At 50.7% G+C, this 24962-nt stretch carries 20 protein-coding genes and 1 tRNA gene; 9 read left to right on the top strand and 12 right to left on the bottom strand.

The window, feature by feature from the left end:
* Nucleotides 1–233: 233 nt before the first annotated feature.
* Complete coding sequence (locus tag QET40_RS01775) at nucleotides 234–2069, top strand: FAD-dependent oxidoreductase (RefSeq protein WP_280125455.1); 1836 nt, start codon at nucleotides 234–236, stop codon at nucleotides 2067–2069.
* A 691-nt stretch (nucleotides 2070–2760) separates the two neighbouring features.
* Here QET40_RS01775 and QET40_RS01780 read toward each other — a convergent pair.
* Nucleotides 2761–3420, bottom strand: a complete 660-nt coding sequence (locus tag QET40_RS01780; protein WP_280125456.1) for a hypothetical protein — start codon at nucleotides 3418–3420, stop codon at nucleotides 2761–2763.
* A 433-nt stretch (nucleotides 3421–3853) separates the two neighbouring features.
* On the bottom strand, nucleotides 3854–4912 hold the full coding sequence (locus QET40_RS01785; RefSeq protein ID WP_280125457.1) for a hypothetical protein: 1059 nt from the start codon (nucleotides 4910–4912) through the stop codon (nucleotides 3854–3856).
* 348 nt (nucleotides 4913–5260) lie between these two features.
* On the opposite strand from QET40_RS01785, the gene QET40_RS01790 reads away from it, so the two are divergent.
* On the top strand, nucleotides 5261–7519 hold the full coding sequence (locus tag QET40_RS01790) for a family 20 glycosylhydrolase (RefSeq protein ID WP_280125458.1): 2259 nt from the start codon (nucleotides 5261–5263) through the stop codon (nucleotides 7517–7519).
* A gap of 200 nt (nucleotides 7520–7719) precedes the next feature.
* A complete protein-coding gene (gene hisC, locus QET40_RS01795) occupies nucleotides 7720–8820 on the top strand; it encodes a histidinol-phosphate transaminase (RefSeq protein WP_280125459.1) in 1101 nt (366 codons plus the stop codon).
* Between the two features lie 89 nt (nucleotides 8821–8909).
* Here the strand turns inward: hisC and QET40_RS01800 are convergent, their stop codons facing one another.
* A complete protein-coding gene (locus tag QET40_RS01800; protein ID WP_280125460.1) occupies nucleotides 8910–10112 on the bottom strand; it encodes an MFS transporter in 1203 nt (400 codons plus the stop codon).
* Nucleotides 10113–10200: 88 nt separating this feature from the next.
* On the opposite strand from QET40_RS01800, the gene QET40_RS01805 reads away from it, so the two are divergent.
* The 4 genes from QET40_RS01805 (at nucleotide 10201) to QET40_RS01820 (ending at nucleotide 15019) form a co-directional block, all read left to right on the top strand.
* Nucleotides 10201–10647, top strand: coding sequence for a pyrimidine dimer DNA glycosylase/endonuclease V (locus QET40_RS01805; RefSeq protein WP_280125461.1), 447 nt, complete (start codon nucleotides 10201–10203; stop codon nucleotides 10645–10647).
* Nucleotides 10644–11195, top strand: a complete 552-nt coding sequence (locus QET40_RS01810) for a lipocalin family protein (protein ID WP_280125462.1) — start codon at nucleotides 10644–10646, stop codon at nucleotides 11193–11195. The genes QET40_RS01805 and QET40_RS01810 overlap by 4 nt, the downstream gene beginning before the upstream one ends.
* A gap of 59 nt (nucleotides 11196–11254) precedes the next feature.
* A complete protein-coding gene (locus QET40_RS01815; protein WP_280125463.1) occupies nucleotides 11255–12424 on the top strand; it encodes an MFS transporter in 1170 nt (389 codons plus the stop codon).
* Nucleotides 12425–12538: 114 nt separating this feature from the next.
* On the top strand, nucleotides 12539–15019 hold the full coding sequence (locus QET40_RS01820) for a glycoside hydrolase family 95 protein (RefSeq protein WP_280125464.1): 2481 nt from the start codon (nucleotides 12539–12541) through the stop codon (nucleotides 15017–15019).
* 202 nt (nucleotides 15020–15221) lie between these two features.
* Here QET40_RS01820 and QET40_RS01825 read toward each other — a convergent pair.
* The 6 genes from QET40_RS01825 to QET40_RS01850 form a co-directional block, all read right to left on the bottom strand.
* Nucleotides 15222–15298, bottom strand: a tRNA-Arg gene (locus tag QET40_RS01825).
* A 74-nt stretch (nucleotides 15299–15372) separates the two neighbouring features.
* Nucleotides 15373–15840 (bottom strand): rRNA maturation RNase YbeY, encoded by a 468-nt coding sequence (gene ybeY / locus QET40_RS01830; protein ID WP_280125465.1) that lies wholly within the window; start codon nucleotides 15838–15840, stop codon nucleotides 15373–15375.
* Complete coding sequence (locus tag QET40_RS01835) at nucleotides 15837–17795, bottom strand: HDIG domain-containing metalloprotein (RefSeq protein WP_280125466.1); 1959 nt, start codon at nucleotides 17793–17795, stop codon at nucleotides 15837–15839. The genes ybeY and QET40_RS01835 overlap by 4 nt, the downstream gene beginning before the upstream one ends.
* Before the next feature lie 82 nt (nucleotides 17796–17877).
* The gene (plsX, locus tag QET40_RS01840; RefSeq protein WP_280125467.1) at nucleotides 17878–18924 is read right to left on the bottom strand and encodes a phosphate acyltransferase PlsX; all 1047 of its coding nucleotides are present in this window, start codon (nucleotides 18922–18924) and stop codon (nucleotides 17878–17880) included.
* Between the two features lie 134 nt (nucleotides 18925–19058).
* On the bottom strand, nucleotides 19059–19250 hold the full coding sequence (gene rpmF, locus QET40_RS01845) for a 50S ribosomal protein L32 (protein ID WP_280125468.1): 192 nt from the start codon (nucleotides 19248–19250) through the stop codon (nucleotides 19059–19061).
* Between the two features lie 25 nt (nucleotides 19251–19275).
* The gene (locus QET40_RS01850; protein ID WP_280125469.1) at nucleotides 19276–19764 is read right to left on the bottom strand and encodes a hypothetical protein; all 489 of its coding nucleotides are present in this window, start codon (nucleotides 19762–19764) and stop codon (nucleotides 19276–19278) included.
* Between the two features lie 181 nt (nucleotides 19765–19945).
* Between QET40_RS01850 and crcB the strand changes: the two genes are divergently transcribed.
* Nucleotides 19946–20332: a fluoride efflux transporter CrcB gene (gene crcB, locus QET40_RS01855; RefSeq protein WP_280125470.1), complete on the top strand. Its 387-nt coding sequence runs from the start codon at nucleotides 19946–19948 to the stop codon at nucleotides 20330–20332.
* 82 nt (nucleotides 20333–20414) lie between these two features.
* Here the strand turns inward: crcB and QET40_RS01860 are convergent, their stop codons facing one another.
* Both QET40_RS01860 and QET40_RS01865 read right to left on the bottom strand, forming a co-directional pair.
* Nucleotides 20415–20762, bottom strand: a complete 348-nt coding sequence (locus QET40_RS01860) for a histidine triad nucleotide-binding protein (protein ID WP_280125471.1) — start codon at nucleotides 20760–20762, stop codon at nucleotides 20415–20417.
* A gap of 28 nt (nucleotides 20763–20790) precedes the next feature.
* Nucleotides 20791–21855, bottom strand: a complete 1065-nt coding sequence (locus QET40_RS01865) for an L-threonylcarbamoyladenylate synthase (RefSeq protein ID WP_280125472.1) — start codon at nucleotides 21853–21855, stop codon at nucleotides 20791–20793.
* A 118-nt stretch (nucleotides 21856–21973) separates the two neighbouring features.
* Here QET40_RS01865 and QET40_RS01870 point away from each other — a divergent pair, with 118 nt between their 5' ends.
* Nucleotides 21974–24067 (top strand): exo-alpha-sialidase, encoded by a 2094-nt coding sequence (locus QET40_RS01870; RefSeq protein ID WP_280125473.1) that lies wholly within the window; start codon nucleotides 21974–21976, stop codon nucleotides 24065–24067.
* Between the two features lie 52 nt (nucleotides 24068–24119).
* Here QET40_RS01870 and QET40_RS01875 read toward each other — a convergent pair whose 3' ends face one another.
* Nucleotides 24120–24950, bottom strand: a complete 831-nt coding sequence (locus QET40_RS01875; RefSeq protein ID WP_280125474.1) for a hypothetical protein — start codon at nucleotides 24948–24950, stop codon at nucleotides 24120–24122.
* Nucleotides 24951–24962 lie beyond the last annotated feature (12 nt).

Below are 24962 nucleotides of genomic sequence, written 5' to 3' on the forward strand. Positions count from 1 at the left end.
GGCACAATCTTTGCGGAGGCGAACACGGAACTCCGCAGCGGAGCGACCTGGGCGAGCGGCTCGCTGGGTTACCGGTACAACTTCTGATTGGAAGTCGGAAGACAAGAAAACAGGAGTCCGTCTTTCCTGTGTGGGGAAGGCGGACTCTAATCTTGTTCCGGTAAAATATTAACGCATTATTAACTGATAAAATCTAATTCTCTATTTAGTATTTAAAATAGATGACAATGAAGATGAAACGATTACTGATCCTATTTGCCTTTACCATTCATGGACTTGCCAGTGGGGCGAGTGTTCTTGTTGAAGCGGAAAGCTTTTCTGACAAAGGCGGTTGGAAAGTGGATCAACAGTTCATGGACATCATGGGATCTCCCTATCTGCTGGCACACGGTCTGGGAAAACCCGTCGCTGATGCGACGACTTATGCCCAGTTCCCCACAACGGGAAACTATACATTGTATGTGCGTACCTATAATTGGACTTCACCCTGGTACAAAGGGGAAGGGCCGGGAAAATTTACCGTTTCTGTGGATGGGAAACCGGTACAAGCTACATTGGGCATGACAGGAGATGACTGGATGTGGCAAAAGGTCGGTCAGATCAAGATCAATAACCCTCGTGTTAAAATCGTGCTGAAGGATATGACGGGTTTTGATGGCCGTTGCGATGCCTTGTTCTTTACCGATAGTGATGAAGCTCCGCCGGAATCTGCCGATGAACTGGCGAATTTCCGCAAGGCGTTGGGTGTTGGAGCCCTGAAGAAGGAGGAACGCTTCGACTTTGTCGTGTGTGGTGGTGGTTTGGCAGGCATGTGTGCGGCCGTTTCGGCAGCAAGGCTGGGGCTGAAAACTGCCTTGATCAACGATAGACCCGTCCTCGGAGGGAATAACAGCTCGGAAGTCAGGGTTCATCTTGGAGGTCGTATCGAAATCGGGCAATACCCTCGTCTGGGGAACATGATCCGTGAATTTGCTCCCATGAGGGCAGGCAATGCCAAACCGGCTGAATATTATGAGGACGAAAAGAAGCAGAAGTGGATCGAGCAGGAAAAAAATGTGACTCTCTTCCCCTCCTGCCGCGTCAATCAGGCCTCTACCGAAGGCGGCGTCATTACTTCCGTGACGGCTCAGCACATTGAAACCGGAGAAAAGATACGTTTCCTGGCTCCACTTTTCGCCGATTGCACCGGCGATGGCACTGTCGGATATCTCGCGGGCGCGGATTACCGTACGGGACGCGAAGGAGAAAATGAGTTCAAGGAAGTTACCGCTCCCTCCAAAGCGGACAAGATGACGATGGGTACCTCCGTGCAGTGGTATTCCACAACGGGTAAGGGAACAGTTGAGTTCCCGCGTTTTTCATACGGAGTTGATGTGAATGAAGACAATGCCGAGAAGGTGACGATGGGCGAATGGAATTGGGAAACCGGGATGAACATGGATCAGTTGCAGGATGCGGAGCAAATCCGTGACTACGGGCTGATGATCGTCTATTCCAACTGGTCGTTCCTGAAAAATGACTTCAGCAACAAGGAAGCCTACAGGAACCGTGATCTCTCCTGGGTGGCCTATGTGGCCGGGAAACGGGAATCCCGCCGCCTTCTGGGCGATATCATTCTGACAGAAAACGATTTGACAAAGCGGGTACCCTATCCGGACGGGACTGCTTCCTCTTCCTGGAGCGTTGACTTGCACTATCCTGATACAAACAATCTGAAAAAATTTCCCTTTTCTGCCTTCAAATCGGTGGCAAAGCATGCCGTGATTCACTATTATCCGATTCCTTATCGCTGTTTCTATTCCAGAAATGTGAAAAACCTCTTCATGGCAGGCCGCAATATCAGCGTTACCCACGTTGCCCTCGGAACTGTTCGCGTAATGAGAACAACCGCCATGATGGGCGAAGTTGTCGGAATGGCAGCCTCTATTTGCAACAAACACAAAACTTTTCCCCGCGAGGTATACAATTCGCACCTGGAGGAACTCAAAAAGCTCATGGAGGCGGGAATGGGAAAGGCAAAAGGGAAGAGTAATCAAACGTATAATCTTGGTTCAACTCTTTCCAAGTGAATACTGAGGATATCGCCTGACCACGGATTGGCGATTCAGTCGCTCAAGAATCAGCCGTAAGAGTCATCAAGAGATCTTTTTTACTGAGCTGTCCTTTCTTCACAGGAAGGGCGCTCTTGTTTTTTGCTCTTTGGACGATTTTATTAGTCACTGAATATAAGTGTTTTTTGAAATTTGTCAATCATGCGGAAATTTTTTATTTCAACAGGAAAAACGAACGAATTTGAAAAATCTGATAGAGGGATAGAAATTCGTATTACTCCCTAAATCTACGAGATTACGACTCTCTCTCATCCTTCCATCCTCGCTTGGGGCCTGCTATTCGACTGTTCAGGCTGCCACCTGGAAATGGATTGGTACAGCTACAGGCGAACTTACTACAACCGTATGGAATACATCTGCAAATTGGGATCCTGCCTTTTCCGGTAATATTAACTGTGGCCCTCAGTACCATGTCGGTACTCAATTGGATCCTTATGAGTTATTCGAATTATCAGGGGCATGGACTTGATCTTTTTCTGCTCTTACATTTGAAGGTTGTAGATTTATGATGAAAGTTAAAGAAAAAAATTTGACACTGGCTGGAGTAACTGCAAAAATTAAAGGAAAATGTTATTTAAATGTTGACGTAACTCAAGAAATATGAATTTTTTACAGCATATTTCAAGAAAAACATTCCATCCTACTCACTTTAATCCAAACATTTCGTTGCCGTTGCATGCCAGCCAGACGCACCGGGAGTAAACATGTGCACATTGCCATCCGCAACCCCGGCAATGAGCGTTCCCATTACCCGGTGCTGGAAAAAATGCAAGTCCCCGGCAGGACTTGATTTTTGGTAGGCATATGCTCTGACATACTTGTCCTGGGCATTTTTGACCACCAGATTCCCTTTATTGTCAAATTGATAGGACCAACCACTCTTTTCTTTCCACGTACCAAGCAAACGTTTGTCCGGCCACGAGAAACCGGGCTTCCCTGCCCCTTCGAAACGAATGCCCCAAGCCTTTTTCAGCGATTCAATATATGTATGAAGCTTCAAGGCTTGATCGCCATGGCCCGCCTGCGACTCTTTTTCCTGTATCTGTAACAGATCTTGAATGTATTTTTCCTGCAAGGGAACACACTGGCGGTTGTACTTTTCCACATATTCGCAACGAAGAGAGGTCAACGGACTGCTTTCTTCAATTCCTCTGGATTTCTGTCTTTCATTTTCATCTTCAATCCGTTGTAGAGTGGAAAAGCTATTCCCGCAAAATTGAGCGACGGACTGATCCCCGTACAACAGCCACACCCGGTGATAATTTCCCGTAAAAACGAGAATTTCAGACGATGATTTGGCGGTATCCACAGACTCGTTCGTCGTCATTTCCTGTCCGTTCCCTCGAATCTGGTAATGAGTTCCCTCCGCATCCACCCAGTGTTTGATATTCAGCCGCTCTTCGTTCCATCGCCCTGTAAAAGCACACGCTGAAGCCTTCATCAAAAAATGGGGATCCTTTGCGGTATTCTCCAATTCATCCTTGATCTGGCGAGCCAAGTCGATATCCGACATCGCTATGCACTTCTGAAGCGAAGCCTGGAGTTTCGCCCGATAATCGGCAGTAATCCTGGCTCCCACTTCATCATATTCCCGATTGAACGATTCCGACAACCGAGAAGCGGACGAAGGGACATCCCCTTCAGCGCCTCGGGAGGCACAACAAAAGCAAAACAGGAACATGAAAAGAAACAGGAAGGATTTCATGATATCGATTTCATTATCCAATGAACACAATCGGTAATCAGGAAGCGGAATACATGGCAATTCTCTGCCAGAAGGTATTGTTAGGCTCGAACATATACATCTTGTTCCCTACACGGGCAATATAACGGACAGGTTCATACAGGTTCGACCGAACCCGAAACACGTTGCCATGGGGAGATACGCCATCCAAAGTCAACGTCAATTGCGTCTTTCCGTCCTTGGTATGTGCCACCATATTTCCCCTGTTATCCAGTTTGTAATACCAATCGCTGGTTGTTTCCCTCCATACACCTGGGAAAGTTTTACGAAACCTTTCCGCATCGGAAAGAGCCGGGACATAAGCCATATATCGATTCGTCTTCGGCAAATTCTCCATATACCGGGAAAGTTCCATAGCTCCGTCGATATCCCCCCGGACCGTAAGTTCCTTCTGCATCTTTTGCAATAACTGAGTGAATTTGGAGGCCAATGGAGCGCACAGACGGGTGCAAATGGAATAGTGGGATGACAGCAAACCGTCTATATCAGCCATATCTCCCAGCATCGCCTCGGGAGACACCGAACCCGCTTTGCGATTCAAGCGGGTAATCCGATCATTCCCGAACATGACCGAGCGATCCGTTTCAAACCTGATCCAAACACACGATCCCTTTTCAGAGACCAGAATATCGCCCACCGACAAGAAAGGATCCAGCCCAAAATCCGGACGCACATCGGAAGACCATGCCCAATAATCATAATGCATCCGGTCAGAGCCGAGCCTATGTAAGCGGTTATTATGATGCTCCACCCAGTCTCCGCCGAAAAAGCCGGGACCGGCAGCCACATTCCAATAAACGGGATTGATAGGATCTGCCGTCCGTTTATCAAGCAGTTCCTTAATCTTAACCGCCCGATCCATCATTCCAAGAGCTACATACTTCTCCTGAAGAGCCTGCAGTTTGCGTACATGGTCTGCATCCGCCCGGGCACAGACGGAAGCACACCGTCCGATAAATTGAGATTCCAACGTAGCTACCTTCTCCGGAGCTGACTCCCCAGGGAAAGCGGCAACCAAAGCGCAACAGGCTAATATAAGGAATTTGAAATTCACCATGACTTATTATCAATATAGAAAAAAAGCGAGACAGGTCAATAAAAACAGCAAGTCGTTTTGCTCCCTTGGAGATCCCAAAAACAACATGGCATGCCTTGCATTCCGACAGACTCTTCTACATTAAGAATTCATCGTTTAGTGCGCTTAAATCATCAATCTTAGGACAAAAAAGGGACTGACCCGTTTGACGGCATTGAGGAAATACCGGACACGACGGTCAACCAGGAAGCCCTCTACCGTAACGGATACTGGATGAACTTTTAGTTGCTTTCTATGTAAGAAATACATTAACATCGCGTAATTAAAAAACAAAACGGATCTTTCTCTCCTCTGAAACGACACAAAAAAATGAAAAAAAACATATTCATCATCATGCTTGCCGCATGGGCCGTTTCTCCGCTAATGGGACAGGATGTTCAGCAAATTGCAGATACTCTTTCCATTCCGCAGATCAAAGCCGGAACAAAGCGATTTCCTATGCCAGTAGCTCCCGGTGCCCAGATTAAAATTTTGGGAGCTGACTATGAGCAAATCATTAACAGCAAGGGTGATATATCACCCGTCATTTCAGATACACCGGTCAATATCAGCTTCAAAGTAACCAAGGACGGCAAAGAGGCCATCAGCAAAGACTATGAAATCATACTCAAGGCCCCCGAAGCCGAACAGGGCAACCCCAAACCCCATGTCATTCCGGAGATTTTGCAATGGAAGGGAGGCCAGGGAGAATATAAACCGGGCGATACCATCACCATCGCCTGCCGGGAAAATGAGTTTTCGAAACTTGTTGCAGCCGATATGGAAGACGTGCTGGGCCGTAAGGTCAAGCTCGTTTCCCCAGGATCCAAAGCGGACATTTCTTTTTCCCTGTTGAAAGGAAGCAATATCGGCCAGGAAGGCTATAAACTTTTTGTAACTGCCAACGGTATCCGTATTGAAGCGGTTTCCATAACCGGTCTGTACTGGGGAACACGCACTCTTCTGCAAATGCTACGCCAGAATCCTGAAAGCGTGCCTTGTGGCGAAGCCGTGGATTTCCCCCGGTACCAGGTACGCGGATTCATGCTTGATATAGCTCGCACTCCCTACCCTCTCAGCTATATCAAGGAAGTAATCCGCACCATGTCCTGGTACAAGATGAACGATCTTCACCTGGTCATCAACAACAACTACATCTTTCATGAACAATACGTAGACAAGGGACTTGATCCATTCAAGGAAAGCTACTCCGCCTTTCGTCTGGAATCCAATATGAAAGGGAAAGACGGAACGCCCCTCACGGCAAAAGACCTGTTCTACACCAAAAAGGATTTCGCAGAGCTGATTGCTTACGCCAAGCGGCACGGCGTCCATATCGTACCGGAATTCGATACTCCCGGACACGCCCTCTCCTTCACACGGGTGCGTCCGGATCTCATTTACAAAGGCCCTATGAACCATGAAAAGCGCCGCTGCGAGATGTTGGATGCAGCCAATCCGGAGACTCTCGATTTTGTAGGCAAGGTATTTGACGAGTATTTGATGAAAGATCCCAAACTGGGACGTCCGGTGTTTGCCGGGTGCGATGTAGTACACGTAGGAGCAGACGAATTCTACGGAGACAAGGAAGACTACCGCCACTTCGCCGATTTCGTGCTCAATCATGCTCTCAAGCGCGGTTATACCCCGCGTATCTGGGGAAGCCTCAGCGCCAAACCCGGCAAGACGCCCGTCGTAGTCAAGGGCGTTCAAATGAACCTCTGGAGTGCGGGATGGATGAAGGCATGGGAAGCAGTCAACCTCGGTTACAACGTTATTAATACCAACGACGGCGCACTCTACATCGTCCCCTACGCCAACTATTACCGCATGGACAGAAACCACAAGGGAATCTACGAAAACTGGATTCCCAATCGCATCGGTAATGAAACACTGCCCTCCGGCCACCCTCAGCTTATCGGTTCCACCTTTGCCATCTGGAATGATGAAACAGATCTGAAGCATTCGGGATATGCCCCCTATGATATCTGGAACACGATTTCCGGTTCCATCGATGTACTCAGCCAAAAGATGTGGGGAAAAGCCAAAACTCCGGACTCTTTCGAACAGCATCGGGAACTTGTGTCTGCCATCGGAAATGCTCCCCGTACCAATCCACTCTATAAATGGAAGAACGCACAACCGTTCTCCATTACTCCCGGAAAATTACCCCAAAAACTAGCCCGACCCTCTCTCGGCCCCAATTACCACCTTACCATGGAGCTTGAGCTGGCCTCTGCTCCGCAAGGCAAGGAACAAGTCCTGTTATCCGCTCCGGAAGGCGAGTTACTGGCTGTCATGAAGGACGGTACCATCGGTTTCAGACGTGATGATTCCCTGGAATTTTCCTTCGGGGCCAAATTACCCGTCGGGAAAAAAGTCAAACTGGAACTCATCGGAGAGCCGGAGAAGACCCAGCTCCTGATTGACGGCCAGCCTGCCGGCACCATGGTGCTTAAAAGCTTCCGCAATCCGGATGAAAACTTTGCACCTCGGACCAAAGGACTGCGTTCTACCTTTATCCTGCCTCTGCAGGTTCTCGGTTCCTCCTTCCAAGGCAAAGTGTACAACCTCAGTGTTCAGCCATAAAAGTCAAGGCCACTGATTTTACTTGTTTCCAACTACCAACGCCGCTTCACGGAATAAATTCGTGAAGCGGCGTTGGTGCATCTCATAAAAAGCAAAACTCCCACCTTACACAATCTCTGTTTCCCTGCCTGGGTTGCTGCCATATTTTCAGGACATTAGTATTGAGATAGATGCACAGGAAGCATAGAGTTCTTGCCTGTATGAGCAGAATCGAACAATATGCCAATCCGCAAGTGCTGGATCTCGTGGCGTATGAACCGGGAAAACCGATCGAAGAAACAGCCCGCGAACTGGGTCTAAAACCCGAAGATATCGTCAAACTGGCTTCCAATGAGAACCCTCTGGGGCCGTCTCCGAAGGCTATCGAAGCCATTCGAAAAATTGCCGGGCAAGTCCATATCTACCCCGATGGCGCCGCATTCAGACTCCGCTCCGCCATCGCCGACCGTTACGGCGTCCGCTTTGAGGAAACGGCTGTCGGCAGCGGCAGCAGCGAAATCATCGAACTCGTCTGCCATGCCTTCTTGAACAAAGACACGGAGGTCGTTGCCGCCCGTCACGCTTTTTCCATGTATCCCATCATGGCCAAATTGTTCGGAGCCTCCTATGTAGAAGTCCCCAACAAACCGGATTGGACCCACGATCTGCAGGGTTTCCTCCATGCAATCACGGACAAAACGCGTATCGTCTTCATCACCAATCCGACCAATCCCATCGGCACAGTCGTCACCCAACAAGAAATCGACGATTTCATGGTCAAAGTCCCCGATCATGTCGTCGTTTGTTTTGACGAAGCCTACCACGAGTTCTGCGACTCTCCCGCAGACACGTTGAAATATGTCCGAGAAGGTCGCAACGTCGTTGTCCTGCGCACTTTCTCCAAGGTATACGGCCTCGCTGGTCTCCGCATCGGTTTCGGGCTGGCTCCCCAATCCATCTGTTCCCTCCTGCACAAGACAAGAACGCCCTTCAACGCTCATATCGTCGCCCAGGAAGCGGCTCTCGCCGCTCTGGAAGACCAAGAGCATATCCGCAGGACAGTTGACAATAACCGTAAAGAAATGAAGCGCTACGAACAGGCTTTTGCCGACATGGGGCTGGAATGGATCCCGAGCCAGGGCAACTTCGTCCTCGTCAAAGTGGGAGAAGGTCGCAAGGTCTTCCAGGACATGCTCCGACAAGGCGTCATCACACGTGCCCAGGACGGATACGGCCTACCGGAATGGATCCGCATCACCATCGGCTTGCCGCAGGAAAATACCAAGTGCCTGGAGGTACTTAGAGCTGTCCTCGGCAAATAAGTCGTCATACATTCCCGCCCAACCGAAACAGACGAAAACAGAACTGCTTCCAATCATCCCCGGAGTCCGGCAAGGATCCGGGGATGTTTTTAAGCAGCCGGAGTCGGCAGAATCGTCCCTTTTTCCATCTTCCGAGCCACCAAACCGGCTCCGACCGTTGCCAGTCCACCGATCAGGAACACGGCCTGGGGCCCCCCCGTATACGTCCAAATCAGCCCGCCGATAATGCCGTAGGCAATAGATGCCACATGGTTCACGGCGATTCCCGTGTAAATGCAAGAGCTGATATCCTCTGGTTTTTCACTGATGCGGGCCACATAGGTACTGCGGGCCATCCCCATGGCAAACAAGAGGTTGTCCAGAACGAAACAAGCAGTCACCACCCCAACTGCCCACTGATGGGAAAGAACAGACGGGGCAAAAGCATATGCCAGGCAAAGAAGGGAAAGAGCAATGCTATCGAAAATCGTCACATTGCGCTCACCATACTTCTTGATACTCCAACCAATCAACGGTTGAGTCACCAACCCGATGACCCCGGCCAGCAAAAGCGTACGTCCCATCTGAGTTGGGCTCTGTTGCAGAGTACTGACCATCAGCCAGAATCCGAATGTCAGATACAATTGTTTGCGGATACCGTGCAGAATTTCCAGTGAATAATACACCTTGTAGCGCTTGCGGAACATAAAACACTCCCGCCATCCCCTGCGCTTCGGAAACACAGGAGTTTTCACGCGGGAAAGAAACAATGCGGCAACCAGGCACACCAAAGCCGTCACCGTAAAATCAACCCCGAACGAAGTGTTGAATTTCCATTTAATCCACACCACCAGAGCCCCCAGCAATGAGGCAGCCGTTCCCAGCGCCTTCATCTGCCCCAGTCTGAGGCTCCTGTTTTCCGGACGTGCCGTGTGCATGACGATGGAATCAATCGTCCCCATCAGAATATGCTGACCAAGACTCACCAGCATGATCCATGCCGACAACGTCCACATGCTGCACGCATCATCCAGCCGGGAAAGTACCAGCATACCCGCCGTCATCAACAGACACGCCACGGAAGCTATGCGTACCTCATTCATAAAAAACAGGGCACTTGTCACAAATAGAGTCAAAATGCCCGGCAACTCACGGGGCAACTCCAGAAAACCACGTTCCTCGGCATTCAAATGATGAGCGTCACGCAAGAAATTACTAAACACCAAATCGTACATTCCCGCTCCGTACTGACCCAAAAATAAAGCGATCAGGACAAAAACCATCGTTTTGCGAATTACTGGACTGCCGGTCATTGCGGAGCGACTATCCCACAGCATCTTCCGAGAAGCAAAAGTATTTCATACAGCCTAACAGAAAGTCGTCTACCATTGTCTCATTTCCATGAGACTCTGGTCCCTCCATCCATCATACCTTGATTCCGCAGGACTTGTCGCCCTATGGAGGGAGGGGCTTCTCGCCAGGAAAGTCCTCTCCGGAAATACACGAGGCTACCGCAACCATCCTCAATTGGAACGGTTCAAACACCACCCCGATCCCGTCGATCTCCTCGACGGGTACCTCACCTGCGTTTACGAAGAAGCCATCCGCCGAGGATTCCGTTTCAACAAGGATAAAATCCACTGCCATGACCTCACCCGGCACATCCCGCTACCCGGCGGGCAGTTGGACTACGAATTCCGGCATCTCATGGACAAACTGAAATTTCGCACCCCGCACCAATGGTTTAAACTCAGGGAAATATCCGTTGTACAACCGCATCCTTTGTTCTACATTATAGAGGGTTCCGTCTGCGACTGGGAAATTATCGATAGAAGCCGATCGTCATGAAACTGTTCTCCACCATCCGTTCTTCCATCCGCCGGGCAGGCGTCATCGACATTCATGTCCCGCCCATGCCGGACTTCGACCTGAACCGTTATACAGGGCATTGGTACGAAATCGCCCGCCTGGATCATTTCTTCGAACGCGGACTGGCACGAGTCACTGCCAATTACACCCGGAGGGAAGACGGCAAAATACTCGTCATCAACCGAGGATACGACCCTGTTCAAAAATGCTGGAAGGAAAACCAGGCTACCGCCATCCAACAAAAACCGTCGAACTACTTCCGCGTATATTTCGTCCCCCTCATCGGAGGGGCATATCGCATCCTCGGACTCGACAAGGACTACAAATGGGCCGTCATCTCGGGGGGGAGGTCCGATTATCTGTGGTTTCTCTCCAGAATGCCATCTGTTTCCTCCGAAACCTGGGACACCATGGTGGAAATCGCCAGAAACTCCGGATACAACATTGCCGAACTCATTCCTGTCAGCCAGGGAGCCCAACCGCCTTCCGACATGCCGGAAAACACTCCGTCCCATCGCATGACATAAGGCCTCATTTTGGACTTGTTCCAACCATCCGGGAACCGTAGCTTTCCCTGGTCGAGGACATGAATACTCCCCTTCCACACACCGTTCCCGGGTACTATCGTCTTTCTGCCTGCGCCTTCTACTTTATTCAGGGTCTCGTCTTCGCCAGCTGGGCAAGCCGCATTCCCGACATCAAACAAGCCCTTCATCTCAACGATGCCGCACTGGGCAGCCTCCTCTTCATTATCCCTTTAGGACAAATGACAGCCATGGCCTTTTCAGGTTATGCCGTCGGTAAATACGGCAGCCGGAAAATGGTCACCCTCGCCGCGATCCTTTACCCGGGTACCCTCATTCTACTGGGGCTGGCACGAAATGTCACTGAATTGACGGCAGCTCTCTTCCTCTTCGGGATGGCGGCCAACCTTAGCAACATTTCCATCAATACACAGGGCGTCGGCGTCGAACGTCTCTACAAACGCAGCATCATGGCAAGATTTCACGGATTGTGGAGTCTGGCCGGATTTATAGGCGGTCTCATCAGTACCTGGATGGTCAGTTGTCATCTTAAGCCTCTGGAACACTTCTGTTTCATCTTTGCCTTCTGTATCGTCCTCCTTCTCGCCATGCATCCCTTCATGCTCCCCCGGGACCCTAAAACAAACGGAGCAACAACACCAAACGGCAAAAAGAAAATCTTCACCAAACCGGACAAATACGTCTTCCTTCTGGGAGTCATTGCTTTCGGCAGCATGGTCTCCGAAGGAACCATGTTCGACTGGAGCGGCGTTTACTTCGAAAGCGTCATCAATCCCGGCCCCGACCTTGTCCGCCTCGGTTACATTGCCTTCATGTGTACCATGGCTATAGGGCGCTTTACAGCCGACCGCCTGATCATCCGTTTCGGCGTCATCCCCATCCTCCAGATCAGCGGCGTCACCATAGCCGCCGGTCTCATTCTTTCCGTCCTTTATCCTCACATCATTGTCTCGTCGCTCGGATTTGCCCTCGTCGGCTTCGGCACGTCATCCATTATTCCCATGTGTTACAGTCTGGCCGGACGTTCCAAAGCCATGATCCCCAGCGTCGCCATCGCAACCGTATCCAGCATCGGTTTCCTGGGATTCCTGATCGGCCCCCCCATCATTGGCTTCATCGCCCATGCCTCCAGCCTCCGCTGGTCCTTTGTCCTGATTGCTGTCATCGGCTTCATGACCACGCTCATCGCGCCGAAACTCAGGAAGTTTTAAAACATGGGGACATACCCATGACGCAGTTTCGAGGTATCCATGCAAGATTTGTTTGGCCCGAGCCCAGTTCATGTGCTAATAACAAGAAGAGACATCCGTATCTTGCCCCTTACAATGAAAAACTCCCTATTTACACTCACACTGCTTGCCTCGTGCTCCATCGCATCGCAGGCAACCGCCTCATCCGACCATCCCACTTCCAACTACCTTTGGTACGAGCAACCCGCCAAGCTTTACGGACATTCTCCCATGGGACGGGAAAATTTAAAGACTGCCGGTAACAACAACGGGAATCCATGGGAATCCGAAGCCCTGCCTATTGGAAACGGGCGCATCGGAGCCATGGTCTTTGGAGGCGATAAAATCGAACGGCTCGCCCTCAACGAAATCAGTCTATGGACCGGCGGAAGCGTATCCACGGATGCTTACAACTATGGTCCCAAGTCCGGAAAGGAAGATTTTGGTGCTTACCAACCCTTCGGAGACCTGCTCATCACTTTCCATAACGACCAGCCCACCGAAAACTACGAACGCAGCCTCGACCTTACCACCGGCATCGCAAAAACAAGTTACACCAGCAACGGAGTCAATTACACCCGCGAAGTCTTCGCCAGCTATCCCCACCAGGTCATCGTCATGACCTGTAAAGCCGATAAACCCGGTCAGCTCAACGCCGACTTCATCCTCAAACCCGCTCACGACGCCAAAGTCACAGCCGTCAGCTCCGGGCAAAACAACAAGCTCACCATCTCCGGAACCCTGGCAAACGGAGAAGAATTTGAAGGAGTCGTCAGCATTATCCCCAAAGGAGGTACCGTTACTGCTACCGGCGGATCCAAAAACGTTTCCGTCACATACGAAAAACGTTACGCCGAATGCAATCTGGATACCATCCCCAAACTTGTCGTCAAAAACGGCAGCGAATGCATCGTTATTCTTTCCATGGCAACCGACTACGTCATGGACCATTCCAAAAACTGGAAAGGCGAATCGCCCCAGAAGAAAAATAACTTTTATATGGCAAAAGCTCTGCGAACCCCTATTGCCGAGCTAAAGAAAGCCCACATCGACAACTACAAAGCTCTCTTCGACCGCGTCAAACTTAACCTCGGCAAAACCGACGCCGAACTTGCCTCTCTTCCCACCGACAAGCGCCTGAAAGCTTACAAAACCCGCCTGGATAACAACACCACGAAGGGAGCTGGTCAAGAACGCCTCTATACGGTGGAAACCAACGATCCGGAACTAGAGGAAACTCTCTTCCAGTACGGACGCTACATGCTCATCTCCGGTTCTCGTCCCGGAAACCTCCCCGTCAACCTGCAAGGTCTTTGGAACGATATGGTCTCGCCTCCATGGGCCAGTGACTATCACAATAACATCAACGTCCAAATGTGCTATTGGGGAGCAGAACCGGCAAACCTCTCCGAATGCCATATCCCGCTTGTCAACTACATCAACGCGATGCAGGATCCGCTCCGCAACTTCACCAAAAAGCAATTCAAGCCTGAAAACGGCAAAGAAACGCGCGGATGGACCGTCCGTACCTCCCAAAACATCTTCGGAGGACATGCCTGGCAATGGAATATTCCCAGTAACGCATGGTACGCTCGCCACCTCTGGGATCATTTCGCCTTCACCTGCGACAAAAACTACCTTAAAAATGTCGCCTATCCTATCATGAAGGAAGTTTCCGAATTCTGGGAAGACAATCTCAAAGAACTCGGAGACAAGGGTGAAGGTTTCTTCAGTGCCGAAAAAAATATCAATCGAGAAGAACTTGCCGACATCAAAAAAGGCACTCTCGTCGCTCCGAAGGCATGGTCTCCGGAACACGGGCCGCGTGAAGATGGAGTCTCCCACGACCAGCAACTCATTTGGGATGTCTTCACCAATACTATCACCGCCGGCAATGTCCTCGGAGGAAACCAGGCTTTCTCCAAAGAACTCGCTGAAAAACGCGACCGCCTTGCCAAGCCAAAAATCGGCAAGGAAGGCAATCTTCAGGAATGGATGATCGACCGCATCGCCAGAACCGACCACCGCCACACATCCCATCTGTACGCTGTTTATCCCGGCAACGAAATCAGTATGGAAAAAACGCCCGAACTCGCCAAAGCAGCCCGCAATTCCCTCGAATGGCGCGGTACGACCGGCGACTCCCGCCGTTCCTGGACCTGGCCATGGAGAACAGCCCTCTGGGCTCGTTTCAAAGAAGGCGACCGCGCCCACGATATGGTCGCAGGCCTCCTCCATCACAATATTCTTCCCAACATGCTGGCTAACCACGCCCCCATGCAAATGGACGGTACCTATGGTATCACCGGAGCCATGTGCGAAATGCTCGTCCAGTCCCACACGGGAGATTTCACTAAAATGCCTGAAATATCCCTCTTGCCCTCCCCAGCCAAATCATGGCCAAGTGGTTCAGTCAAAGGCCTCAAAGCCCGCGGAAACATCACCGTCGACTTCGATTGGAAGGATGGAAAAGTGACCACCTACAAACTCACGTCCCCTCTTCGCCGTCCTGTCAAACTCACCGTCAACGGCGAAACTAAAACAGTCACACCCGAAGAATCGAACATCAAGAAGTAACGACTTCACAGTCTCACACTTCCACTCTCATCCACAAGAGCTGCCCCTCCCATCCTCGGAGAGGCAGCTCTTTCGGTTTTTGTAAACCACCCAACAATTTTTACATCACATACTCCGCAAACTGTAATACCTAGCTGTAACACCTAGCCAAATTCCCCGAAAAGGAAAAGCCCGTAAGTTTTTGTACTTACGGGCTTTATGATGGCATCTCCTGCTGGATTCGAACCAGCGACCCACTGCTTAGAAGGCAGTTGCTCTATCCAACTGAGCTAAGGAGACGTTGAACGGGAGACAATATACAGAAGAGAAAGTCGGATGGCAAGTCTGAAGCCAGGGGCATGAAGTTTCGTATTTTATGCAGTCGTCCAAGGCGAATAGAGAAGAACCAGGGGTTCTTGATAGGAGAACATGAGGGAACGCTCTTCGGGGGTGGCATCCAGATATCCTTGGAGATGAAGAAGGCCGTGGACCATGTAACGGAACAATTCCCGCTCCCAGGGTTCTCCGAAAGTTGCGGCCTGACGAAAGGCAGTATCGAGACTGATGATGAGCTCTCCCATTCCATCCCCATGGGGGAAAGTAATAACGTCGGTTGCGGAAGGATCGTTCAGGAATCTGGCATGAATATCGGCAATGGTCTGATCGTCAACGATGGATATTTCCACTGTTTCCAATTCGCCCAGAACATGATCCGGTCCACGAGGTATTTTGAGAATATCATCCAGGCAATGCTCTAAAGCTCGCGCCAAATCCCGCAGCAAGTCACCGGACAAGCAAGAATTTTCAACGTGGGAATAAAGTTCCAGAGCTGGTTTCATCATTCGGATTTACCTCCCGGTATCGGGTAGTTGGCCAAAATGGAAGGATCGCTCTTTCCCGGAGGTACGGAGGATTCTACGGTCTCCGACTTAGACTCCGCAGCAGGGATAGCAAGAGACTCTTTCCCCTCATCTTCCGACGGTTCCGAGGTATTTCCCTTCCCATCTTCTGCATTCAATTTTTCGAGACAGTCCGGAGTCTTGTCTGAGTCAGGAGAAACCTCGTCCTGCCGTTTTTCCTCCAGCGCGATATCAGGATCAACGGATTTTTCTGTCGAGGGAGAAGCATTGGAGGGAGAATCGGATTGTTCTTCTGCTTTTTCCGATGCACCATCCTCTTTGTCGGGAGAATCTTCCACAGATAATGTCTGGGATTCTTGCTTCTGGCTGCCTTTCTTTTCTTCCTGAGGATAGGCAATGCGGCTGTGGCGCATGTTTTTGATTGTGGAGAGGAAAACATCTCGCACGGTTTTCAAATCGCCGAAGGTCAGTCCGCTGGCATCCAGATGACCATCCACAATCCGCGCCTTGATGACCTTGTCAATCATCTCGCGAAGGGCTTCCATCGTCGGCTCATGCAAGGAACGAGTCGCACTTTCCACGACATCAGCAAGGCTGACGATACCAATTTCACGCGTCTGGGGACTGGGACCGGAATAGCGGAAGTTTTCTTCCAGCACTTCGGGGACATCATCGGCATTGGCTTGACCTTTCTCTACTTTTTCGAGCATTTCCTTTCGGTATTCCATAGCCTTCCTGTAGAAGAAATAGGCAAGAGTGGTACCATGGTGCTGCTGGATGACATCGATAATCTGGCGATTGAGTTTGTTTTCCTGGGCTAAGGCAACCCCTTCGGAGACATGTCCCATAATAATTCTGGCACTCATGTTCGGTGTCAGTTCATCGTGTGGATTGGGTTCCCCATCGGAAATATTTTCGATGAAATACTGAGGATATTTTAGTTTCCCGATATCATGGTAATAGGATGCAACACGGCAGTAGTTGGCATTGGCTCCAATCGCTTCCGCAGCCGCTTCGGCCAGCTGGGCCACCATGAGGCAGTGGTGGAAAGTCCCAGGAGCCGTTAATTGCATTTCCTTGAGCAGTTTGTGATTCATGTCGGAAAGTTCCAGCCATGAAATAGGTGTAACAATCTTGAAAAGAGCTTCCATGACGGGCAGAACACCACTAATCAAAATGGCCAGAATAATGCTGACCCCGAAGGAAGCAAAAATTTCATATGCCAGAATATCTATCTCAGACCTTGCGACATTGAAGTTGATTGTATTCAACATGGAGCCCATCAGAAAGACGACGACTCCCGACAACAACCCGGCCCTCAACAACTGAGCCCGGCTGCGTAGATTACGGGAAAGGAGCACGGTAAGCATTCCGCTGAGCATACTCACAGCCATATAGTTCATCCGGTATTCGTCGGAGACAAAGGCAAAACCGAGGAGTGAGACGGCAAAAGTGGCAAATGATCCCATGGCCGGACCAACCAGGACAGTGGCTACCATAGGAGCCAGGATGTACGGCAAGATCATCCGGGAGATAGCCAGAGAACTTTCGTCATTGTCCATCAAACTCCGTATGAGAACAATCAAGCCCAAATGAATAAGAATACTTCCCCATGTAACAGTAAAGACCTTGTTACTCCAAAAACGGGAACCGGACGCAATCCAGTACACGGGCAGCAATGCTACAGACATGCCGAGCAGCCACAAATCGGAACGAATCACCCCCCAGGTCGTCAAGTCCTTGTTAATGGGACTTCCTGTAAAAATGATGAGCAGAAAAGCCATCATGAAGAAAATCTGGGCAAAAAGCAGAATTTTATTCTGGTTCATGCGCTCAGCCCAGCTGTCCCCATACGCAGTGGCAGTATGGGGAGAGGAAACGGATCTTGTTTCCACGGGGTCATTTCCTCCTTTGATCATTGGACTTTGGTGAAACATGGTTTTATAAGTTCGGCAAAAGGAAGGTCAATACTCCATTGCAGAGAGAGACGCTCCATTCGCATTCCGTTCAACGGGACGCTCAATGAGAATCCTCGTTAAGATCGGGTATCTTCCCCAGTCGATCCATTTCCTCTTCGATCATGGGATTGACACCGCACTCCAGCATTTCTTTGGCAACCCGCAAGGCATTACTAACAGCCAGGCCGGACGATCCACCATGGGCGATGATAGACACACCATTAACACCCAAAAGAGGGCTTCCTCCCACACTTTCGTAGGAAAGACGATCCTTCATGGCCCGGAAGGCACCGGAGCATATGGCGGCGCCGGCCATACGGATAGGAGATTTCTTGATTTCCCTCTTCAGCCAGTTAGAGAAAGCTTTGGCAGTTGCTTCGCAGGTTTTGAGAAGAACGTTTCCTGTGAAACCGTCCGTCAGAACGACATCCACTTCGTGTTCAAACAAATCATGGCCTTCCACATTGCCGAGGAAGTCGAAAGGCAGGCGTCCCTGTTCTTCCATATGCTTGAGAAGGTGGAATGTCGCCTTGGCAAATTCATTACCCTTCTCGTCTTCCGAACCGTTGCTCATCAGACCTACCTTGGGACGAGGCTTTTTGTAAATCTTGTTGGCAAGAACGCTGGCCATCACGGCATAGCCGACCACATGGCGCGGCTTGGCGTCGGGATTTGCCCCCGTGTCCGTTACATTGCAGACTCCGTAGTCATTCGGCAACTGGGAGACGATGCCGGCGCGTTCGACACCTTTAAGCAAACGCAGTTTAATAGTTGAGGCAGCAACGGCAGCCCCTGTATTACCAGCGCTGACAACGGCTTCCGCCTCACCCGACTTCACCAGGTCCACAGCTACCGACATAGATGAATTTTTCTTCTGCCGGACGGCTAGGAGACCGGATTCGTTCATCTCCACCACTTCCATGGCTGGCACGATTTCGATGCGAGGACCGGACAAGCCTGCCGCATCGCAAGCTGCACGAACAACCTCCTCCCGACCAACCATGTAGATTTTATCGATCTTGGGGAATGCGTCCAAAGCTCGTTGGGCGCCTTCAATATTGATACCGGGGGCGTGGTCTCCCCCCATCACGTCGAGTGCTATTTTCATTCAGCCAATAATCCTCTTTGTTCGCGGACGTATAGCAAAAAAACAGGCCGCTATGCAAAGCAAAACGGCCGGAGAGATGAAAAAGAAGCGACGGAATCTCCCGGATCCCGCCGAATAGGTAACAGACAGTACGATCAGGCTTCCGCCTTAACCGTGATTTCCTTGCCTCCGCGGGTCGTATAAGTGCCGCAAACAGGACATGCGGTGTGACCGGGGACGCTACTGCCACACTTGGGGCACTGGCGGAGCTTGGGAGCACGCCAAGCCTGAGCGGCAAGGCGGGATCTCTGCTTCATCTTGGACGTTCTGCGTTTGGGTGCTGCCATGACTTTAAATCGTTAGTTGGTGAATTTACTGGTCACCGAGGGCATCAAGGGCGTCCCATACGCCTCTTTCACCGTTCGGGGCAGAAGTGTTTACACCTGTTTCCCCCTGTTTGTCCACTCCAAAATGCTCATTTTTCATGACACAGGCTTTGGATGTATCGGAATCTTCACAATGCGGGTAGGCTGGGAACTCAAGTATAATCTCTTCCCTCAAGGCATCTGAAACGTCCACAATATTTTGATTATCAATTTCTATACTCGTTGCAAAATCATTCAGGGGCAGAGTCATTGGGAAATACTCAAGACACCTGACACAACGAAATTCAAACGGAGCCGAAATTTTACCTTGGAGGAAAAGTTCCCCCTCAAACCGACGGGCTGTCAGGTTAAAGCTCAAATTGCCGATTGAATGGACTTCATCGTCATCAATGCCGAAGATTTCTCCATCCAGCTCACCGGAAAATACCTTGCCTTCTTCCGGAAGAGTTTCTAAATCGATACGAAGTCTTTTCATACCTGCTGGGTACACCAAGATAGAGAACTTGGCAAGAAGGGATCATGGCTCAGAGAGCTACCATGGGAAGAATCCCGTCAACATAAACTCAATCCGAGTATAATCATGAGGGGGAAAATTGCTCTTGACGAAGTCTATCTGCACCAGCATAGGTTACAGCAATTCCCTGTCCTTCCGTTCCATGCTTTCCATTCAAGAAATTCTGTGTGTGATGATCAGCGGCGCCATTGGCGTACTGGCTCGCTATCTGATCTCCATCTGGGCCGTCTCGAAAATTGGCACGGGATTTCCGTACGGAACATTCATTGTCAACATTGCCGGATGTTTCATCATGGGGGTGTTCATGGTTCTTTCTACGGAACGATTCATTGCGAGCCCGTATGCCAAACTCATTGTCGGAGTCGGTTTCCTGGGAGGATTGACCACGTTCGGCTCCTTCAGTTACGAGACGCTTTACTTGTTTCAAAACGGCCAGATTCTCAAAGCCGGGTTGAATTTGTTCGGCAATGTCGGCATCGGCTTGTTCGCTACTCTGGCGGGCGCCGCCCTGACCCGGCTGGCCTTGTAAACGAATATGACCGCGGATTTGCCTGCAATCCGCGGTCATAAAGAAACAATCGGCCCGCCAACAATCCAGCCGAAACATCTTCCTAGCCCGGAGGCCATTGAAGAGAACGACCTCCCAGAATGTGCAGGTGAAGATGAGGAACAGCTTCTCCGGCATCGGGACCGTTGTTGATCACAACCCGGAAACCACCTTCGTCAAGTCCTTCCTGACGGGCTATATCTCCTACCTTGAGCATCAGATGCCCTAAAATCACCGCATCGTCAGCCGTAGCTTTCTCGATACGGGCAATCGGTTTGCGAGGGACGAGGAGGAGATGAGTCGGCGCTTTCGGATCAATGTCCCGGAAGCAACAGCACATGTCGTCCTGATATACGATGGAAGCAGGAATCTCCCCATCGTAGATTTTTTCAAATAATGTTTTTTCGCTCATAATAAATTGTTTCAGAATATACAGCTCGTTACTTCCGGGAGAAGGAGGCACGTCTCAGGCGATCCATCATCGCCGCACCGAGACCGTTCTCGGGCAGGGATTCCGCCACAATAATGTCTATTGATTCGTCTTCATCCATCTGACGCATCAGTGCAAACAGGCGCACGGCAGCTTCCGACAATCGACCGCTGCCCGGGCTTAATACGTAAACCTTGTCCCATGAACAGGAATCCACCAGGGGAGAGTCCCCCTCGAAAGTCAATAAACCGTATCTGACACCTTCTTCGGGCTCAAAAGCTTCGTCCTTCGGCAAAAGGATCATCTTTTTACCCGGGGCATAATGGCTGGACAACTGCCCCGGTGCATTCAACACGACTTGATTTTCAGGATTTTCCTTCTTCTTGGAGGGTTTCTTGCGAATGACCTTAACCAGGTTCCTAAACTGTTCTCTCGTTACAGGCCCTTCACGAAGAAGTTCCACGGCAGGTTTGCCTTTTTCATCAAGAACGGGTTTAACGATCGTACTTTCCAGCCCTTCTGAACAAGCTCCGGCATCAAGGACCATTTCTATCCTGCCACCCAGTTCCTTGATGACGGCAGCAGCACTCGTCGGACTGATACGGCCGAATCTGTTGGCGCTCGGCGCTGCAATAGGATTTCCCAATGCCTTGGCTACACCACGCATCACGGGATGGGCCGATACGCGGACGGCCACCGTATCCAGCCCGCCCGTCACAATATCCGGCACTGCATCCGTCTTGGGAAGAACCATGGTAAACGGTCCCGGCCAAAACTCGCGGGACAATTTTTCGACAACTTCCTTGAGAGCATCAGGAATATTTGCCACGCGCGGCAAATCGCGGGCACTCGCCAGATGTACAATTAACGGATCGAACTTCGGACGCTCCTTCGTATCGAACACTTTAGCCACCGCATCAGGATTCAGGGCATCCGCTCCGAGGCCATACACGGTTTCCGTTGGAAGGGCGACAAGTTCGCCTTTCCCCAAAGTTTCAGCGGCAAGAACGTAAAGCTTGCGGTTGTCCTCCAGGGAATCTACCTCATAAATCCGGGTTTCCATACGCATATCCATGCATCATGAAGCACTCTGCGTCAAGTCCACTGACACCGAAGAACGGCTTTACCGGCGTTTCTTGATTGACCGTCCGCATCTACTCCATCATCATATTTGAGCATTGTAAATACTCCGCATGAAAAAGACTCCCTTCACAAAACTCATTTTACCTCTTGCCGGAATGGCGGCCTTCCTGGGATTCTCCCAGCTTGCCCGTTCCTCGGAAAGCTTCGAAACCGCTCCGCAAGGAGCGCTATCCAGTTTCCAGTCGCAATATGGGACCATAACCAGCGCTCCGGATAATGCCGCTATCATCGGCAAGGCAAAATCCGGCAAGAATGGCCTCCGCATTCTGGGAGGCACAGGGAAAAGCATCAAACTCGACTTGAAGGACTCTCCCAAAGTCGATGTTTCCATGAATGCCTGGGCCGAACGCTGGACATCCAAACCTCCGTTTCAACTGACTATCACGGCAGAAACGCCATCCGGCGAGAAAACCATTTACCAGAACAGCGACTCCATCAAAACCGGAGGGCTCAATTCCAAAATCGAGGCCCAGATTCCCGCAGGAACCAAGTCCCTTACATTCAGCCTGAATTCTGCTGATAACGGAGGCATGATCATGGATGACCTGTATATTGTTCCTTCCTCTCCAATGGTATTCAAGGAGATCTCAAGCAATGCCCCGGTCATTCCCGCCATGATCAGAAGAGACTTTAACCCGGTACTTCGGATCGACATTGCTACAGAAGGCGGTTTGAAGCCTTTGGAATTGACGGATGTCTATCTCAAATTCGACGGAACAACCGACATGAAAGACATTAAATCCGTCCAACTCGTCCGCGGAAATGAAAAACCCGGCGATCAGGCCGGTGAACCTTTCGGCGCGCCCGTCACCCCCAACGGATCATCCAAAGATCTGCGTCTAACCGGCAAAATGCCATTGGAATCGGGTATCAACAGTTTCTGGGTCAATGTCCTGCTCAAGGATACAGCCAATATAGGCCACCATATTTCACTCAAGGCAACAGGTGCTATCGTAGGCCGCAAACCCGCTAAGATCCAAGAACCGGCAGTAGCCAACCAAAGGATCGGCTACACGGTCGCCCAACCGGGAGACAAAGTCACACCTGGAAATAGAGTCTCCAAGTCATTCCGTATCCCGGGCCTCGTCCGTACCAATCAAGGAACACTCATTGCCGTCTACGACATTCGCTACAACCACCATGGTGATCTTCCGGCAGATATTGACGTAGGCATCCGTCGTTCCGAAGACGGGGGACAAACATGGTCACCCCTTCAAATCGCCCTTTCCTGCAAAACTCTAACGGGTAAAAAAACAAGCGACGGATGCGGAGATCCATCCATCCTCGTCGATCGCAAAACCGGCCGTATCTGGGTCGCCGGAGTCTGGAGCCGGGGGTTCCATCCCATCTGGAACAGTAAACCCGGATCTACAGCCCCAGACGATTGTGGACAATTTGTTCTGGCATACAGTGACGACGACGGGAAGACATGGTCTGATCCAATCAATATTACCGAACAAGTTAAAAACATCGAAACCGGTACCGATTCCGACTGGGGCGCCCTGTTCCAAGGCCCCGGTAATGGCATTTGCCTGAAAGACGGCACTCTCGTCTTCCCCGCCCAATACTGGGCCGTAGACAAAGTCGGCGAAAACAAAACGGCACGCCGAGGACACTCCACCATCGTTTATTCCCAAGATCACGGCAAGACCTGGCACTGCGGAACGGGCTTCCGTCCCAACACATCCGAATGCCAGGTAGTCGAACTTAAGGACGGTTCCATCATGATCAATGCCCGCGATGAATCCCGCAGCGGGTACAGGGTCGTGTACGTCACGAAAGATCTCGGGAAAACGTGGACAGAACACCCGTCCTCGCAAAACAAAAACGGCAAGGGACTCATGGAACCGGGGGCATGCCAGGCCAGCATCGAACGCGTCTTCGACAACGGCCCGGCCAAAGATGCCTTTTTCTTCTCCAACCCCGCCAGCCATAGTGGGCGCAACCATATGACGATCAAAGCATCCATGAACGAAGGCGCTACTTGGCCGGAGAAATTCAGCCATCTTTACGACGAACGCCCCGGCTTTGGTTACTCCGCCCTCTGCCCGGTAGACTCCCAGCACATCGGAGTTTTATATGAAGGCAATAATGGGTTCATCTATTTCCTCAAATTCCCGTACAAGGAACTATTGGCTCAATAAACCGATATCTTATCACAACGTTTCCTCCGGTTCCCTCCGGAGGAAACGTTTTTCACCGGCTTCCTTTCTCAGGCAGATTGCACATGCGATTCATTTCTTTGACACTCACTCGTTTCTGCAGTAAAGAAGCCAGCCATTCATCCGTTTCCGGAAGACGATTGTATTTCACCAATGCTGCCGGATTCGTCAACCGTGTAAACAAAAGTCGTTTACAGGAATCCAAAGAAACGCTCTTCACTCCATATCCCATACCCTGATTGGAAGACCAGAACCGGAGAGTCGGTTTCCCTGCCTTATCCCGTTCCAAACCGAGGAAAACGACAAAATGCCCAAATTCCCGGGATCCTATTTCATCTGTCCAGAAAATCTTGAGGAAATCTCCCGGAAAAGCTTTGGATACATCCGTAAAATTCACGCCGAATCCCAAATCTCTAGCCCATTTCGCCATTCCCGGACCATTGGCATTCATCCTTCCCCAGGCGCCGCAACCATCCGGTTGGGGAAACCTCGGGGCCAAATATTGCCACACATTGCCGGGTAAACGCATCCCGATCGCCTTTTCCCAATGCTGCAGAGTCAGCAGAAAAACAAAATAAGCGGCCTCCGAGCAAAACGACGGAGTCGCCTTCCGGGGATTCAGGCGAAGATTCTCCGCACGGGCATTCCATGAGACCGCCTCCGTACACATCCGTTCCAGAGCTTCCCGGGAAGTGGAGTAGCCTCCTCCCCGGGGCATGGATGCCACCGCCTTGAGTACCATTGCATTCAGATTCACACGCGGAACAGGTTTGGATGCGGCAGTTGCGGTTCTTGAAGAAGTCTCCACGCGAGGAGCCGCCTGTAACTGGACAGACGTCAACAAAACACCTGAGAGGATAACCATGATCAAGCGGAC

It is taken from the genome of Akkermansia sp. N21169, assembly GCF_029854675.1.
GTDB lineage: Bacteria > Verrucomicrobiota > Verrucomicrobiia > Verrucomicrobiales > Akkermansiaceae > Akkermansia.

Excerpts from the sequence above, each read along its gene's own strand:
- QET40_RS01820 (WP_280125464.1), top strand. The coding sequence starts at position 12,539 with ATGAAAAACTCCCTATTTACACTCACACTGCTTGCCTCGTGCTCCATC.
- QET40_RS01815 (WP_280125463.1), top strand. The coding sequence starts at position 11,255 with ATGAATACTCCCCTTCCACACACCGTTCCCGGGTACTATCGTCTTTCT.
- QET40_RS01800 (WP_280125460.1), bottom strand. The coding sequence starts at position 10,112 with ATGACCGGCAGTCCAGTAATTCGCAAAACGATGGTTTTTGTCCTGATC.
- QET40_RS01870 (WP_280125473.1), top strand. The coding sequence starts at position 21,974 with ATGAAAAAGACTCCCTTCACAAAACTCATTTTACCTCTTGCCGGAATG.
- ybeY (WP_280125465.1), bottom strand. The coding sequence starts at position 15,840 with ATGATGAAACCAGCTCTGGAACTTTATTCCCACGTTGAAAATTCTTGC.
- QET40_RS01850 (WP_280125469.1), bottom strand. The coding sequence starts at position 19,764 with ATGAAAAGACTTCGTATCGATTTAGAAACTCTTCCGGAAGAAGGCAAG.
- QET40_RS01805 (WP_280125461.1), top strand. The coding sequence starts at position 10,201 with ATGAGACTCTGGTCCCTCCATCCATCATACCTTGATTCCGCAGGACTT.
- QET40_RS01785 (WP_280125457.1), bottom strand. The coding sequence starts at position 4,912 with ATGGTGAATTTCAAATTCCTTATATTAGCCTGTTGCGCTTTGGTTGCC.
- crcB (WP_280125470.1), top strand. The coding sequence starts at position 19,946 with ATGCTTTCCATTCAAGAAATTCTGTGTGTGATGATCAGCGGCGCCATT.
- QET40_RS01875 (WP_280125474.1), bottom strand. The coding sequence starts at position 24,950 with ATGGTTATCCTCTCAGGTGTTTTGTTGACGTCTGTCCAGTTACAGGCG.
- rpmF (WP_280125468.1), bottom strand. The coding sequence starts at position 19,250 with ATGGCAGCACCCAAACGCAGAACGTCCAAGATGAAGCAGAGATCCCGC.
- QET40_RS01775 (WP_280125455.1), top strand. The coding sequence starts at position 234 with ATGAAACGATTACTGATCCTATTTGCCTTTACCATTCATGGACTTGCC.
- plsX (WP_280125467.1), bottom strand. The coding sequence starts at position 18,924 with ATGAAAATAGCACTCGACGTGATGGGGGGAGACCACGCCCCCGGTATC.
- QET40_RS01790 (WP_280125458.1), top strand. The coding sequence starts at position 5,261 with ATGAAAAAAAACATATTCATCATCATGCTTGCCGCATGGGCCGTTTCT.
- hisC (WP_280125459.1), top strand. The coding sequence starts at position 7,720 with ATGAGCAGAATCGAACAATATGCCAATCCGCAAGTGCTGGATCTCGTG.
- QET40_RS01835 (WP_280125466.1), bottom strand. The coding sequence starts at position 17,795 with ATGTTTCACCAAAGTCCAATGATCAAAGGAGGAAATGACCCCGTGGAA.
- QET40_RS01865 (WP_280125472.1), bottom strand. The coding sequence starts at position 21,855 with ATGGATATGCGTATGGAAACCCGGATTTATGAGGTAGATTCCCTGGAG.
- QET40_RS01810 (WP_280125462.1), top strand. The coding sequence starts at position 10,644 with ATGAAACTGTTCTCCACCATCCGTTCTTCCATCCGCCGGGCAGGCGTC.
- QET40_RS01860 (WP_280125471.1), bottom strand. The coding sequence starts at position 20,762 with ATGAGCGAAAAAACATTATTTGAAAAAATCTACGATGGGGAGATTCCT.